Below are 14,487 nucleotides of genomic sequence, written 5' to 3' on the forward strand. Positions count from 1 at the left end.
CCTTAAGCGATTACCTTTTTACCGCGGTAGAAACCATCGGCAGTCACGTGGTGACGACGATGAATTTCGCCACTGGTCTGATCAACAGTCAGGGCAGCGGTGGTCAGCGCATCGTGGGAACGACGCATGCCACGCTTGGCACGGGTTTTACGGTTCTGTTGTACGGCCATTGTAGGCTAACTCCTAAATTCACTTACGTTTAAGCTCTTCAAGAACTGCAAAGGGATTCGGCCGCTCATCAGCAGGTTCGATTTCACCCCAAGTCATCTCCATGTTTCCTCTCGGGCATGCATCCAGAGAATGCATTGCGACTTGAGGCAACGAGAGGATGAGCTCATCCTCCAGGATTTGATGAAGATCTATCTCGCCGTTTTCGTCCAACTCAATGGGCTCATAAGCTTCCGGCAGTTCTTCCTCGTTTGTTCTTTCGAACAGCGGAGTGTAGATAAATTCAGCTTCACAGAGGTGTTCGAATGTCTCTCCGCAACGTTGGCAAACCAGGTCAACCTTGGCATGGGCAGTGCCTTTCATAACGGTCAACTTCTGGACATCTTTACCAAAGTGCAGTGATACATCGATATCACTCTGCAAGCCAGCGGTTGATTCCTCCAGCCTGGGCATCTGCGACTTTTCCACTATCCCGACATAGTCGAGCAGCTTCAAGGCACTACGGACTGGATCAACCTTAACGGGCAACTTCACCTTTTGCATAGGGCGCGAATAATATAGGTCCAACAACTGATAGTCAAAGGAAAAAGTCCTTACCGCCGATGATTTTAACGTCACAAGTCCCTAGAATGCCGGTACCTGCTTTCATCGGTAACTCGATTATGCCACAGAATCTGATCCTCGCCTCAACTTCTCGCTATCGCAAATCCCTGCTGGAGAAGCTTGGTCTCCCCTTTGAATGTGCCGCCCCCGATGTGGATGAGCGACCGCTGGCTGGCGAATACGCCGAGGCGCTGGTGGCCAGACTGGCTCGTGCCAAGGCTGATGCCATCGCCCAATATCGTGATCACGGCTTGATCATCGGCTCTGATCAGGTGTGTGTCTGCAATGGCCACATCCTCGGCAAACCGGGCACCATAGACAATGCCATAGCACAGCTGATGGCGGCTCAGGGGCGCAGCGTCACCTTTTACACCGGCCTGTGCGTACTTAACGCTGCAACCAATGAGATTCATCAATTGATTGAACCGTTTACGGTTCACTTTCGCGATCTCGACGAAGCCGCCATTCGCCGCTATGTAGAGGCTGAACTGCCCCTCGATTGTGCTGGCAGCTTCAAATGCGAAGGTATGGGCATCGTACTGTTCAAGGGGCTGGAAGGGCGCGATCCTAACGCCTTGATCGGTCTGCCACTGATCGGCCTGATCGAACTGCTGGAGCGCCACGGTATTGCCCTGCCCTGATTGCGGACGAGACGAATAGATAAGCTAGATCGAGGATATAAAAAGCCCGATCAATACACCGGGCTTCTGTTATCAATCAGATTGATGTCTCTTAAAGAGAGGCATCTATAACAGCCCGCGAAGAGCCGCCATAGAATCCACCACCGCCACTGGCCCGTGACGACTGAGGGTATCGCGGCTATCCACCCCCCAGGTGACACCAATACGCGGCATGGCGATCACCTCGGCCATCGCCATATCGTGAACAGAGTCGCCGATCATTACGGCCTGACGGGGTGACAGCCCCAGCTCGTCCAGGATCTGCTCAAGCATCAGCGGATCAGGCTTGGATCGAGCCTCATCGGCCCCACGACTGGTCATAAACAACGGGCGCAGCCCGGTCTCATCCAATACCCGATCCAGCCCACGGCGCGATTTGCCGGTCGCGACGGCCAGTTGCAGCCCTCGTGACTGCCAGTCATGCAGCAACTCCCCTGCCCCGGCAAACAACGGGCTGGGGGTGGCATCGTGCAGATAGTGATGACGATAGCGATCGATGAGTGCGGCAATCTGGCGCTCATCAAAGGCACTACCACTGCCACTACTTAAAGGAAACAGACGGGACATGGCGACATCAAGGCTCAATCCGATGATCTGCCGGATCTGGGCTGGTGCAGGTACCGCCAGCTCACAATCTCTGGCGGCCCCTTGCACACAGGCAACAATCCGGCCTACCGAATCCATCAGGGTGCCGTCCCAATCGAAAATGGCGAGCCGGATATCTTGCATCAGCGTGGCAAGCCGTTGAGGAAGTTGTCGAGCTCAGGTGCCAGCGGCGCTTCTACCTGCATTTCGCGACCATCGGCCGGATGGGTGAAGCTGAGCTTCCAAGCATGCAAAAAGAGCCGTTTCAGACCTTGGCTGCGCATTTTCTCGTCAAACGCCGCTTCACCGTACTTATCGTCACAGGCGATCGGGTGACCGGCATGCAGGGTGTGCACGCGGATCTGGTGGGTACGACCAGTAATGGGGCTGCACTCGACCAGAGTCGCTTCGGCAAATTGACGCACGATGCGGAACCGGGTTTCGGAGGGCTTGCCATCGGCACTGACCCGTACTACCCGTTCACCGGATTGCAGATCGTTTTTGCGCAGCGGCGCATTAACCACCTTGACGTGAGCCTGCCACTTGCCACGCACCAGCGCCAGATACTGCTTGCGCATGGTCTTGACGCGCAACTGCTCATGCAGGCTGCGCAGGGCGCTGCGTTTTTTGGCAACCAGCAATACCCCAGAGGTGTCGCGATCCAGTCGATGAACCAGTTCAAGGAAGCGGGCTTCCGGACGCAGGGCGCGCAGCCCTTCAATCACGCCAAAGCTCAGACCGCTGCCACCGTGTACTGCCATGCCGGAGGGCTTGTTCAGCACGATCATGGCATCGTCTTCGAACAGGATCTGGCTCTCCAGACGCTGGATAACCCCGAGGTTGGCTGAAGGCAGCTCATTCTTCTCGGCAACGCGCACGGGGGGTACCCGCACCTCGTCACCTGCGCAGAGTTTGTACTCCGGTTTGATGCGCTTTTTGTTTACTCGCACTTCGCCTTTACGAAGGATGCGATAGATCAGGCTCTTGGGGACGCCCTTTAGCTGAGTCTTGAGAAAATTGTCGATGCGCTGCCCGTCATGCTCAGCTTCGATGGTGAGCAGCTGCACTTGTTGTTGTATCTGTGTCATGGCGCGGATTTTAACACTGCCAGCGCCCCTTGGCTGCATGGTTTGTTGAAAAATGGCGCCTTGCTATAAAAGAGGTTTAAATGGGATAATAAACAAGGTTTTGTCATTGTGTTCAAGCCTTGTACTAAGTGGCCAAAAAGTATGCCACCCAATCCCGAAACACCGTGTATACAAGAACATGACGGTTCCCGGGTGCGAGGTACAACGCATGGAGAACACAAACATCACCGTTTATTTGTCTCCATTTCGGCATCCTTATTCATTCCTTCTCGAGAAGTGATGACCAGAACGCCCTTAGTTTGCGCCTCATGCATACCCCAACCGGGAGGTTGCCCCAGTATGCTGAAGACCCGAGGCCGGCGCTGGCAGGACCCAGATGGAGGAAATCAAAATGACACAATAATGAGAACTCAATGAAAAGAATGCTTATCAACGCAACTCAAGAAGAGGAGTTGCGCGTAGCGCTGGTTGACGGACAACAGCTCTACGATTTGGATATTGAAAGTCCGGGACACGAGCAGAAGAAAGCGAACATTTACAAGGGTAAGATCACCCGCGTAGAACCCAGCCTTGAAGCTGCTTTTGTCGACTACGGCGCCGAGCGCCACGGTTTCCTGCCGTTGAAGGAGATCGCCCGCAATTACTTCCCCTCCGGTTACTCCTATCAGGGTCGTCCCAACATCAAAGAAGTGGTCCGCGAAGGTCAGGAAGTTATCGTCCAGATCGACAAGGAAGAGCGTGGCACCAAGGGTGCAGCCCTCACCACCTTTATCAGCCTGGCAGGTAGCTACCTGGTACTGATGCCCAACAACCCCCGTGCCGGTGGTATCTCCCGCCGCATCGAGGGTGATGAGCGGACTGAACTGAAAGAGGCCCTGAGTGGATTGACCGTGCCGGAAGGCATGGGCCTGATCGTGCGCACCGCTGGTGTGGGCAAGTCTCCGGAAGAGCTGGAGTGGGATTTGAACGTTCTGCTCAACCACTGGGACTCCATCCACAAGGCCTCTCAGGAGCGCGCTGCGCCGGTGCTGATCCACCAGGAAAGCAACGTCATCGTGCGTGCCATCCGTGACTATCTGCGTCGCGATGTGGGCGAGATCCTGATCGACAATCCGGTGATTTTTGATCGCGCCAAGGCCCATATCGAGCTGGTACGTCCCGATTTCCTCAACCGTGTGAAGCTGTACAAGGGTGAAGTCGCCCTGTTCAACCACTTCCAGATTGAGAGCCAGATTGAATCAGCCTTCCAGCGTGAAGTGCGCCTCCCCTCCGGCGGCAGCATCGTTATCGATCCGACCGAAGCGCTGACCTCCATCGATATCAACTCCTCCCGCGCCACCAAGGGCGGCGATATCGAAGAGACTGCGCTGCAAACCAACCTGGAAGCGGCCGACGAAATTGCCCGTCAATTGCGTCTGCGCGACCTGGGTGGCCTGATCGTTATCGACTTCATCGACATGACGCCGGTTCGCCATCAGCGCGAAGTGGAAAACCGTCTGCGTGAAGCAGTTCATCAGGATCGTGCCCGCATCCAGCTGGGCCGGATCTCCCGTTTCGGTCTGCTGGAGATGTCTCGCCAGCGTCTGCGCCCCTCCCTCAACGAATCCAGCAGCCACATCTGCCCACGTTGCCAGGGTCAAGGCGTGATCCGTGACAACGAATCTCTCGCCCTGTCCATCCTGCGTCTCATCGAAGAAGAGGCCATGAAGGACAACACCGAGCAGGTTCACGGTCAGGTGCCGGTAGATGTTGCCGCCTATCTGCTTAACGAGAAGCGTGCCGCCATCGCCAGTCTGGAACAGCGCAATGATGTGCGTGTTTACATCATTCCGAACCAGCATCTGGAAACCCCGCACTACGAAGTGACTCGCATTCGTCAGAACGAGATCCCGGAAGCGGCCAGCTACGAGCTGAAAACCGAGATTGCCAAGCCGGTCTACCAACCGAAACAAGCTCAGGTGATCGAGCGCGAGCAACCGCTGCTGCAAGGCTTTGCCCAACCGGCACAACCGGCCCCTGTTGCACCGCAACAGCAAGCGGCTCCCGTTGCTGCGGCCCCTGCCGAAGCCGGTTTCTTCAGCAAGCTGATCAAAGGCATTACCGGCCTGTTCAGCAGCGATGCAGCCCCTGCCGACGTGAAAGCGCCCGCCGAGAAACCTGCTGCTCGTGAAGCACGCAAGGATGAAGGTCAACGTCACCAGCGCGAAGAAGGTCGTGGCCGTGGTCAGCGTCCTCGTCGTGACGACAATCGTGGCAACCGCAACAATGCGGAAGCTGGCGAGAAGCGTGAAGGTGGCAACCGCGAAGCCGGTGAAAACCGCAATCGCCGTCCCCGCAAAGAGCGCGAGCCTCGTCAGGAGCGTGAAGCCCGTGGTGAGGGGCGTAGCGAACAGCGCATGGAACGTGAACCCCGTCAGGAGCGCGAACCTCGCGAGCCGCGCCAGGAACGTGCGCCACGTCCAGCCCGTGAACCTCGTGCTCCCCGTGAGCCGCGCGCCGAAGTCGTTGTTGACGCAGTAGATACTGTCGATGCATCTGCTGCCCAGCCACGCCAGGAGAAAGAGCAGAAAGTAGCCGAGCGCCGCGAACGTCGTCAACTGCGCAAGCAGATCCGCGTCGATGTCGCCGCTGCTGACACTCCTGCCCTGCCGGTTGACGAAGTACCAGCGCAAGCTGACGTGATCGATGCCACCGTGGGTAACGAGCAGGAAGAGCAGAGTGAAGGCCAGCGCCGTTCACGCCGCACTCCGCGTAGCCAGCGTATCGAAGGTCAGCGCCGCAAGCGCATCAACGAAGATGCCCGCAGCCAACGTGACGAAGAACAGCAAGATACCACAACTCTGGCCACCGCAGCCCAGGCAGATATTGCCAAAGCACAGGTTGAAGAGCCGGTAGTGCCTGTTGTTACCATCCCGAGCGCTGAAGCCGTCGCTGCTGCCCTGCAAGCCTCTGCTGCACTGACCGAGCATGTGGTTGTCGAAGCCGTTGCTGAAGAAGCTGCCGAGCAGGCTGCTGCCCAGGTCCAAGCAACTCAAGCCGATGTGGCTGCCAGCCCGGTTGTTGCAGCTGTCGCAGAAGTCGTGGTTGCAGCAGAGCCGGAAGTTGCCGTTGTCGCCGCGCCCATTGCCGACATGGCTGCCACTGAAGTCGTTGAAACTGCTCCGGTTGTTGAAGAAACCCCTGCTGTCAGCACTCCTGTCGTGGAAGCTGTACCGGCTGCAGTCGAAATACCAGTTGCAGCCCCGGCACCTGTCGCTGCGGTTGTGGTGGAAGAGACTCCGGTCGTGACCAAACAGGTAGCTCACGGTGCTGGCCTGCTGGCTCGTGCCCGCAAAGCATCCGCGCCGATGGCAACCCCCGCCGAAGCCCCTGCCCTGCCTGCTCGTGAGCCGGTTAACTACCCGCCGCTGGTACGCAACGAAGTGAGCACATCAGGTCGTCACGGTGGCAGCACTGCCGCCGTCAACGTGGCCACCTGCCCGGCCGGCCGCCCCTGATATCCACCGGTAACGACTAAATCGAGAGCCACACCATTGTGTGGCTCTTTTTTTATCTTCATGACATAGATTGCTCGAGCTTCATCGATAAGGAGTTTGGATGAGGAACCTAATGCAAATATCCTCTTGAACACCCGACTCCGGTCAGTAATACCTCGGATATGGACAAACAAATCCGCTACCGACACGCTGCATGGCATTGACCAAGCCACAGACTGGCTCATGACTCTCTCCTCTGTTTGAACCGGGAGCTTGGCGACAGCAAACTGTGTCTGTGTCGTAAAGGTTTGCTAAACCGGCTCAAGATTTTCATTCTATCTTCCGACTCGTTAAAAATGATATTCTACTTCTAGTCTGTTGGCATATAACAGCAAAGCATCGCTCAGTACATACAAAATACAAACAGGGATTAATCGGCATTACTGCGCGACGAGGAAACCCTAGACTGGGCTGCACCAGTAGCGGTACTCGGCCAATATCCGAAACAGCCTGTCCCGCCCGACCTTGAACTAGGCATCATCCTGACCCTGAAGCAGATAATGCAGCTTGCTAGTGCCGACCTGCAGTTGTCGCAGCCGAACCTGACGCACAAATCGCACCACCTGCAGCCCCTGAGCTTAGATGTCCGTCCGCAACCCGATTGCGCTTGTAGAAAGCCTGCCGGCTTATTCCCAGAAACAGGCAAGCCCTGACAATGGTCAGTCTCTCGACCTGCCGCTGCGAGAGGACTTGTCGGGTCGCTTTTTTACGATGGAAACGCCTAGTCGTTCTTCAGCACATCGACGACTTGGGCCTTCAGGCTTATCAGCGCCAGCTGCTCGAGCTCTTTGATACATTGTTGGTGCGTCTGTTTGTCGGGGTCAGGCATGGTGATGCTATTGCCGGCGGGTACAGATACCCCAGGCTCCAATCTTGCCAACCATGTTTACGCAAACCACACCAGAATGGTCGAATTGCCCTGAATGCCATATCGGGCTTGTGCTTGCAGGCAGCTGAGCTCGCCTTTTTCAATCTGCTCGACCAACGCCAGTTTAAACGTCAGCGAGTCATCGCGCGGTGTCCGTTTCACACCTTATCCCATAGGACTGTTCATTTATTGGGGGGAAAGGTGTAAACCGTATTCAGGAGAGGACAGGAAACACAAAAAAGGGCCCGCAGGCCCTTTATCGAATATGGTATTGGCATTTAGCCAAACAGATGATGGCTGACGATGAACAGGCCGCCGGAGAGCAGCATGGTCAGCGGCAGGGTCAGCACCCAGGCCATCAGGATGGTCTTGATAGTCTGGCTCTGCAGGCCGGATTTGTTGGCAATCATGGTCCCCGCCACCGCAGAAGAGAGGATGTGGGTGGTGGACACCGGCATACCAGTCAGACTGGCGACCCCGATGGAGGTTGCAGCCGTGATCTGGGCCGCGATGCCCTGGCTGTAGGTCATGCCGGTCGTGCCGATCTTCTCTCCCACGGTATGGACGATACGACGCCAGCCCACCATGGTGCCACAACCGAGCGCCAGTGCGATGGAGACGATCACCCAGGTCGGTGCGTATTCAGCGGTCGCGGTCAGATCCTTGCGCCATTTGGCCAGGTCGGTCAGCTCCTTGGCGGGCAGCGGCAGCTTGGCAACCTTGCGGGCAGTGTCATCGATACAGAGCAGCAGACGACGCACTTCGCGACGGTCGGTCAGGCTCATCTGATCATAAGTACGCACAGCACCCAGACGGGCATCCAGGGTGGCCATCGCCTGCAGCACGCCATCTGCGGAGCAGTGAGTCATCAGCTCTTCCTGAGCCGTTGCAGGTGCAGAGAAGTTGATGACGCCAGAGAGGGCGGACTGGTTGCGCTGGTAGATCTCCATGATGCGCTGGTTGGCATCCTGGGTCCGATCCAGGTCATAAGAGCGGCTGTTCATGTCCAGCGCGAAATAGGCGGGTGCCATGCAGATCAGCACCAGCATCACCAGACCGATCCCCTTCTGGCCATCGTTGGAGCCGTGCACGAAGCTGACGCCCATGGCCGAGGCCACCAGGGTAAGACGCGCCCAAAACGGCGGGTGCTTCTTGCCATCCACCAGCTGACGCTCTTCCGGCGTTTTGTGGATCTTGTTGCTGGTCCAGATGCGTTTCATTGCCAACAGCAGCAGTGCCGCGATGATGAAACCTATGGTGGGAGAGATGATGAGGGAAAGCATGATGTCGATCGCTTTGCCCACGTTGATCCCTTCTGTCACCGGTTTATGGGTGATCCAGGCATAGGCGCCGCCTACCCCCAGAATGGAACCGATCAAGGTATGTGAACTGGAGGCCGGGATCCCGAAGAACCAGGTGCCCAGGTTCCACACGATGGCGGAAAACAGCAAGGAGAAGACCATGATCAACCCTTGGGTGGAGTCCATCCCAAGCAGCAGGTCGATAGGCAGCAGATGGACAATGGCATAGGCCACCCCCAGACCACCGAACATGACGCCAAAAAAGTTGAAGATCCCCGATGCGACGACCGCCAGGTGAGCTGGCATCGCCTTGGTATAGATAACCGTTGCTACCGCGTTGGCGGTATCGTGAAAGCCGTTGATAAATTCATAGGCAAGCACAAAAAAAACGGCCAATACCAAACCGATTGACCACCACAAACCCAAACCACTAAACATTTCAAACATAAAAAAAAGCCTGTTTATGAGTTGCGGCGGATTATGCCAGATGGCGGCCAACACCATAGCCACCATTGAAATATTTCAGCCATAAAAAAAAAGAGCTTTTTGGAAAAAAATATCCTAGAGCCAGTCCTCATGCGGCTTGCCATCGATTAATTAAAGCCATCAATGATTGCGGGAAAGGGCAAAAATAGCTGACAATTAAGCCAATAATTTCATTTTTATGACGTTTTTATGACAGAAAACGGGCGAAAGTGGTGATAAAACGTCCCTGCCCCGCCAATCTCATCCGACCAGCACCATCAATCCCATATCCGTTTGATTCCAGATGCAAAAAGGGAGCACCTTGTGCTCCCTTGAATCGTTGCCGTGTTGCCAGTTATCAATCCTGATTGATACGACTGGCAACGGCGCCCTGCTGGCTCTTGTACTTGGCATTTTCCCGCTTGTTGTAGGGGCGGGCCGCGACGCCGGAGAGCATCTCGAAGTTCAAGGCGCCGATCTTCATCTTCGGACGCAGCGCCAGCGGCAGTTTACCGCCGTTGTAGAACTCCAGCACGATGCGACCGGACCAACCCGGATCGATCCGGTGCGCCGTCACGTGCACCATCAAACCCAGGCGCGCCAATGAAGAACGGCCATCCAGCCAGCCGACGATATCGGCCGGCAGGGTGACGGACTCGTAGGTCACCGCCAGCGCCAGCTGACCCGGGTGAAGATAGAAGGCTTCGCCATCGGGGATGTGGATCTCGTCACTCATCACCCGATCGATGGCATCGGCCATCTCGCTGCTCGGGCCGCTCAGGTCGATATAGGGCGCGGTATGATCGCGAAACACCCGAAACTCGTTACCCAGCAGCACATCGACACTGACACCACTGATCCGCTCTACCCCGGGCCGTGGCTCAATGACGATCTTGCCTTCATCCAGATGGCGTTCAATATCGGTATCACACAGACGCATTGGGCGACTCTCCTGACAAATTGTGCTTTTAAAAAAGCCGGGCATCACCCGGCTTGTTTCATCTTAACCAATCAACATGTGGCGGATACGCGCCTTGAGCATGTCGATGGCGATGCGGTTCTTGCCACCACGAGGCACGATCACATCGGCATACTGTTTGGACGGCTCGATAAACTGCAGGAACATCGGACGCACCGTCTTCTGATACTGCTTGAGCACGGAGTCCATGGTACGGCCCCGCTCCTGCACATCACGCACCAGACGGCGCAGCAGGCAGATGTCGAGCGGGGTATCCATAAAGATGGAGGCATCCATCAGATCCCGCAGACGGCTGTCGGTCAGCAGCAGGATCCCTTCCAGAATGATCACCCGGCGCGGGGCAAACGGGGTCACTTCGTTCATCCGGGTGTGTTCGGTGTAGGAGTACTGGGGAATGGCAACCGCGTCACCTTTGACCAGCTGGCTCAGGTGCTGTACCAGCAAGTCGTGATCGAGCGCGTTGGGGTGGTCATAGTTGGTCTTGACCCGCTCTTCCATGGTCAGGTGGGTCTGATCACGGTAGTAGCAATCTTCGGTGATCACACCAATCTGACCTGCGCCCAGTTCGGCCACCAGCTCTTCATAAATGGTCTGGGCTATAAGACTTTTGCCAGACGCAGATGCGCCCGCAATACCGATGATCACACACGAATGTTGAGTATCAGACATGACAAATACCTAAAAGAGAAGAGCAGTGGGGATGGTTTAAACCGATCCATTATATAAAAAAGGGTGGGTCATGCCCACCCTCAATTCCCTTTCAAGTGACCGACCGCCGATTATTCATCCAGCTCCATGGCATAGAGGGGGGTCGCAATCGGTTTTGCGCTGAAAAAGAGTTCAGCACCAACCCTGCGCGCCAGCTTCAAATAGGCCTGAGCCAGGCTTCCTTCCGGTGCGCCGAACACCGTCGGGCAGCCATCATCCATGTGTTGGCGGATATCGATGTGCAGCGGTAATTGACCAAGCAGTGCCACTTGATACTGCTCTGCCATCTTCTGGCCGCCACCGGTACCGAATAGCGGCTCATGATGACCGCAGGCGCTACAGACGTGATAACTCATGTTCTCGATAATACCGAGCACCGGCACATTGACCTTGTTGAACATGGCGATCCCCTTGCGGGCATCGGCCAGCGCCACATCTTGCGGGGTTGTGACAATCACCGCCGCCGAAGTCGGCACCTGCTGGGCCATGGTGAGCTGGATATCGCCAGTGCCCGGCGGCATGTCTACCACCAGATAATCCACCTCGCCCCAGCGGGTCTCATGGAGGATCTGCGCCAGCGCCTTGCTCGCCATCGGGCCACGCCAGATGGTTGCATCCTGCTCGGAGACCAGATAGCCGATGCTGTTGCTCTTGAGGCCGCAGGCCATCACCGGCTCCATCAGCTTGCCGTCATGGCTGACCGGGCGCTCTGTGAGAGTGCCCATCATGGTGGGAATGGAAGGGCCATAGATATCGGCATCGAGAATAGCGACCCGCGCCCCCTCTTTTTGCAGGGCCAGCGCCAGATTGACCGCGGTGGTGGACTTGCCTACCCCCCCCTTGCCGGAAGCAACCACGATGATGTTGCGAATGCCCTGCACGGCATTGAGGCCCTGGGCCCGCGGCATGCTGGCGACGTCAATCTCCAATGCCCAGTCGATGCGGGCGGCGCCGGTGGCGCTGCGCAGTCTGGCATCGTAGTTCTCTTTGAGCTGATCGAGCAGCGAGAGACCGGCAAACGGCAAAACCAGCCGGATAGTAAGCCCCTGACCCTGATTGATGATCTCGCGAACGAATCCGGCATCCACCAGATCCTTGTGCCAGCCTGCTGGCTTAAATTCGGCGAGGATCTGTTTTACTGAATCAATCACCATTAACTCCTCATTATCTTGTCATTATCTTGAGGTGAACGGTTACCGCACACAAATCAGTGGCTTGCCTGCCATCGTAACAGCAGGTGCTGCCAAGGTTGGCATAGCCACAACCCTAGGCAGGCTACCCCCAATTCGGGTAACATGCACGGCACTCTATCATCCCAACAAGCACATCAAGAACGTAATATGGCAACTGATCCTCGTAAAATGCTGGTAACCTGCGCCCTCCCCTATGCCAATGGCTCCATCCATCTTGGCCACATGCTGGAACATATCCAGGCCGATATCTGGGTTCGTTATCAGCGAATGCGCGGCCATCAGGTGCACTTCATCTGTGCCGATGATGCCCACGGCACCCCGATCATGCTCAAGGCACAGCAGATGGGGATCACCCCGGAAGAGATGATTGCCGCTGTCTCCAAGGAGCACCAGGCCGACTTCGCCGGGTTCAACATCAGCTTTGACAACTATCACTCCACCCACAGCGATGAAAACCGCGAGCTGGCGGAGTTGATCTACGGCCGCCTGAAAAATGGTGGCTTTATCAAGAGCCGCACCATCTCCCAGCTGTTCGATCCGGAAAAATCCATGTTCCTGCCGGACCGTTTCGTCAAGGGTACCTGCCCCAAGTGCAAATCTCCGGAGCAGTATGGCGACAACTGTGACAGCTGCGGCGCCACCTACAGCCCGACCGAGCTGATCGATCCGAAATCTGCCGTCTCCGGCGCGACTCCGGTAATGAAGGACTCCGAGCACTTCTTCTTCGACCTGCCGCAGTTTGAAAAATGGCTCTCTGAGTGGGTACGTGGCTCCGGCGCCATTCAGGAAGAGATGGCCAACAAGATGCAGGAGTGGTTCGAAAGCGGCTTGCAGCAGTGGGACATCACCCGTGACGCCCCCTACTTCGGGTTCGAAATCCCCGGCGCCCCGGGCAAGTACTTCTACGTCTGGCTGGATGCCCCCATCGGCTACATGGCTTCTTTCAAGAACCTGTGCAACAAGCGTGGCGACATCGACTTTGACAGCTACTGGAAAGCGGACTCCGACGCCGAGCTCTACCACTTCATCGGCAAGGACATCGCCTACTTCCACTGCCTGTTCTGGCCGTCCATGCTGGAAGGTGCCAACTTCCGCAAGCCGACCAAGGTCAACGTGCACGGTTATGTGACCGTTAACGGCGCCAAGATGTCCAAGTCCAAGGGCACCTTTATCAAGGCATCCACCTACCTGAACCACCTGGATCCGGAGTGCCTGCGTTACTACTACGCCGCCAAGCTCAACAGCCGCATCGATGATCTGGACCTGAACCTCGAAGATTTCGTGCAGCGCGTCAACGCCGACGTGGTCAACAAGCTGGTCAACCTCGCCTCCCGCAACGCCGGTTTTATCGCCAAGCGTTTTGGCGGCAAGCTGGCGGCAACCTGCGCCGAACCCGAGCTCTACGCCGAATTCGCCAATGCTCGTACCGCCATTGCCGAGGCTTATGAGAGCCGTGAATTCAGCCGCGCCATCCGCGAAATCATGGCGCTGGCCGACAAGGCCAACCGCTACGTGGACGACAAGGCTCCCTGGGTTATCGCCAAGCAGGAAGGGGCTGACGCCGAGCTCCAGGCGGTCTGCTCTGTTGGCATCAACCTGTTCCGCGTGCTGATGGCCTACCTCAAGCCCGTCATGCCGCTGCTGGCCGAACGTGCCGAAGCCTTCCTGGCCGAAACCCTCAGCTGGGATGGCATCGAGATGCCGCTGGTCAATCACACCGTTGCGCCGTTCAAGGCCCTCTTCTCCCGCATCGAGCCGGCGAAGATTGAAGCCATGATCGAGGCATCCAAGGAAGACCTGGCCAAGGAGCAGGCACCGAAAGTGACCGGTCCGCTAGCTGATGACCCCATCAGCGAAACCATCACCTATGACGATTTTGCCAAGATTGACCTGCGCGTCGCGCTGATCAAGAAGGCCGAAGCGGTACCGGAAGCCGAGAAGCTGCTCAAGCTGCAACTGGATATCGGCGGCGAAACCCGTCAGGTGTTTGCCGGTATCAAGTCCGCTTACAACCCGGAAGATCTGGAAGGCAAGCTGACCGTGATGGTGGCCAACCTGGCGCCGCGCAAGATGCGTTTCGGCATGTCCGAAGGCATGGTGCTGGCTGCAGGCCCGGGCGGCAAGGATCTCTGGATCCTGGAGCCGCAAGAAGGTGCCCAACCGGGCATGCGCGTCAAGTAAGCGTATCGCTGACTGCGACCACAGCCAGATAGAGAAGAGAGGCCAAACGGCCTCTCTTTTTTTGTCTCGCATTTGTGGCTTGGAGAGTTTTTGTAGATGCTGGTCGCGGATGACTTTCGTAGATTGCGGCCT

General features: G+C 56.7%; 11 protein-coding genes and 1 pseudogene. 3 read left to right on the forward strand and 9 right to left on the reverse strand.

Annotated features, from left to right (window positions below):
- Positions 1-2 precede the first annotated feature (2 nt).
- The gene (gene rpmF, locus G5168_RS00430) at positions 3-170 is read right to left on the reverse strand and encodes a 50S ribosomal protein L32 (RefSeq protein ID WP_005300935.1); all 168 of its coding nucleotides are present in this window, start codon (positions 168-170) and stop codon (positions 3-5) included.
- Positions 171-189: 19 nt separating this feature from the next.
- Positions 190-711, reverse strand: coding sequence for a 23S rRNA accumulation protein YceD (yceD, locus tag G5168_RS00435; RefSeq protein ID WP_216953599.1), 522 nt, complete (start codon positions 709-711; stop codon positions 190-192).
- A 119-nt stretch (positions 712-830) separates the two neighbouring features.
- Between yceD and G5168_RS00440 the strand changes: the two genes are divergently transcribed.
- Positions 831-1,412 carry a Maf family protein gene (locus tag G5168_RS00440; protein ID WP_421251668.1) on the forward strand — a complete coding sequence of 194 codons (582 nt, stop codon included), beginning with the start codon at positions 831-833 and terminating at the stop codon, positions 1,410-1,412.
- A 105-nt stretch (positions 1,413-1,517) separates the two neighbouring features.
- Here G5168_RS00440 and G5168_RS00445 read toward each other — a convergent pair whose 3' ends face one another.
- Positions 1,518-2,180 (reverse strand): HAD family hydrolase, encoded by a 663-nt coding sequence (locus G5168_RS00445; protein WP_421251669.1) that lies wholly within the window; start codon positions 2,178-2,180, stop codon positions 1,518-1,520.
- Positions 2,180-3,124 carry a 23S rRNA pseudouridine(955/2504/2580) synthase RluC gene (rluC, locus tag G5168_RS00450; protein ID WP_005351815.1) on the reverse strand — a complete coding sequence of 315 codons (945 nt, stop codon included), beginning with the start codon at positions 3,122-3,124 and terminating at the stop codon, positions 2,180-2,182. The genes G5168_RS00445 and rluC overlap by 1 nt, the downstream gene beginning before the upstream one ends.
- Before the next feature lie 413 nt (positions 3,125-3,537).
- Between rluC and rne the strand changes: the two genes are divergently transcribed.
- The gene (gene rne / locus G5168_RS00455; protein ID WP_421251670.1) at positions 3,538-6,621 is read left to right on the forward strand and encodes a ribonuclease E; all 3,084 of its coding nucleotides are present in this window, start codon (positions 3,538-3,540) and stop codon (positions 6,619-6,621) included.
- A gap of 446 nt (positions 6,622-7,067) precedes the next feature.
- Here rne and G5168_RS00460 read toward each other — a convergent pair.
- The 5 genes and pseudogenes from G5168_RS00460 to apbC form a co-directional block, all read right to left on the reverse strand.
- Positions 7,068-7,690: pseudogene (locus G5168_RS00460) on the reverse strand (IS3 family transposase); the annotation flags it as partial.
- A gap of 116 nt (positions 7,691-7,806) precedes the next feature.
- Entirely contained in the window at positions 7,807-9,276 is a 1,470-nt protein-coding gene (locus G5168_RS00465; RefSeq protein WP_216950818.1) for an inorganic phosphate transporter, read from the reverse strand.
- A 376-nt stretch (positions 9,277-9,652) separates the two neighbouring features.
- Positions 9,653-10,234, reverse strand: a complete 582-nt coding sequence (gene dcd, locus G5168_RS00470; protein ID WP_005336719.1) for a dCTP deaminase — start codon at positions 10,232-10,234, stop codon at positions 9,653-9,655.
- Between the two features lie 63 nt (positions 10,235-10,297).
- Positions 10,298-10,942, reverse strand: coding sequence for a uridine kinase (gene udk / locus G5168_RS00475; RefSeq protein ID WP_005352133.1), 645 nt, complete (start codon positions 10,940-10,942; stop codon positions 10,298-10,300).
- 110 nt (positions 10,943-11,052) lie between these two features.
- Positions 11,053-12,135 (reverse strand): iron-sulfur cluster carrier protein ApbC, encoded by a 1,083-nt coding sequence (gene apbC, locus G5168_RS00480; protein ID WP_421251671.1) that lies wholly within the window; start codon positions 12,133-12,135, stop codon positions 11,053-11,055.
- Positions 12,136-12,321: 186 nt separating this feature from the next.
- Between apbC and metG the strand changes: the two genes are divergently transcribed.
- On the forward strand, positions 12,322-14,355 hold the full coding sequence (metG, locus tag G5168_RS00485) for a methionine--tRNA ligase (RefSeq protein WP_201932064.1): 2,034 nt from the start codon (positions 12,322-12,324) through the stop codon (positions 14,353-14,355).
- Positions 14,356-14,487 lie beyond the last annotated feature (132 nt).

The sequence above is a fragment of the Aeromonas sp. 600724 genome (genome assembly GCF_049175135.1).
Taxonomy (GTDB): domain Bacteria; phylum Pseudomonadota; class Gammaproteobacteria; order Enterobacterales; family Aeromonadaceae; genus Aeromonas; species Aeromonas veronii_A.

Bases quoted from the DNA above. Each gene is read 5' to 3' on its own strand.
- G5168_RS00445 (WP_421251669.1), bottom strand. From the start codon at position 2,180: ATGCAAGATATCCGGCTCGCCATTTTCGATTGGGACGGCACCCTGATG.
- dcd (WP_005336719.1), bottom strand. From the start codon at position 10,234: ATGCGTCTGTGTGATACCGATATTGAACGCCATCTGGATGAAGGCAAG.
- udk (WP_005352133.1), bottom strand. From the start codon at position 10,942: ATGTCTGATACTCAACATTCGTGTGTGATCATCGGTATTGCGGGCGCA.
- rluC (WP_005351815.1), bottom strand. From the start codon at position 3,124: ATGACACAGATACAACAACAAGTGCAGCTGCTCACCATCGAAGCTGAG.
- apbC (WP_421251671.1), bottom strand. From the start codon at position 12,135: ATGGTGATTGATTCAGTAAAACAGATCCTCGCCGAATTTAAGCCAGCA.
- rne (WP_421251670.1), top strand. From the start codon at position 3,538: ATGAAAAGAATGCTTATCAACGCAACTCAAGAAGAGGAGTTGCGCGTA.
- rpmF (WP_005300935.1), bottom strand. From the start codon at position 170: ATGGCCGTACAACAGAACCGTAAAACCCGTGCCAAGCGTGGCATGCGT.
- G5168_RS00465 (WP_216950818.1), bottom strand. From the start codon at position 9,276: ATGTTTGAAATGTTTAGTGGTTTGGGTTTGTGGTGGTCAATCGGTTTG.
- G5168_RS00440 (WP_421251668.1), top strand. From the start codon at position 831: ATGCCACAGAATCTGATCCTCGCCTCAACTTCTCGCTATCGCAAATCC.
- yceD (WP_216953599.1), bottom strand. From the start codon at position 711: ATGCAAAAGGTGAAGTTGCCCGTTAAGGTTGATCCAGTCCGTAGTGCC.
- metG (WP_201932064.1), top strand. From the start codon at position 12,322: ATGGCAACTGATCCTCGTAAAATGCTGGTAACCTGCGCCCTCCCCTAT.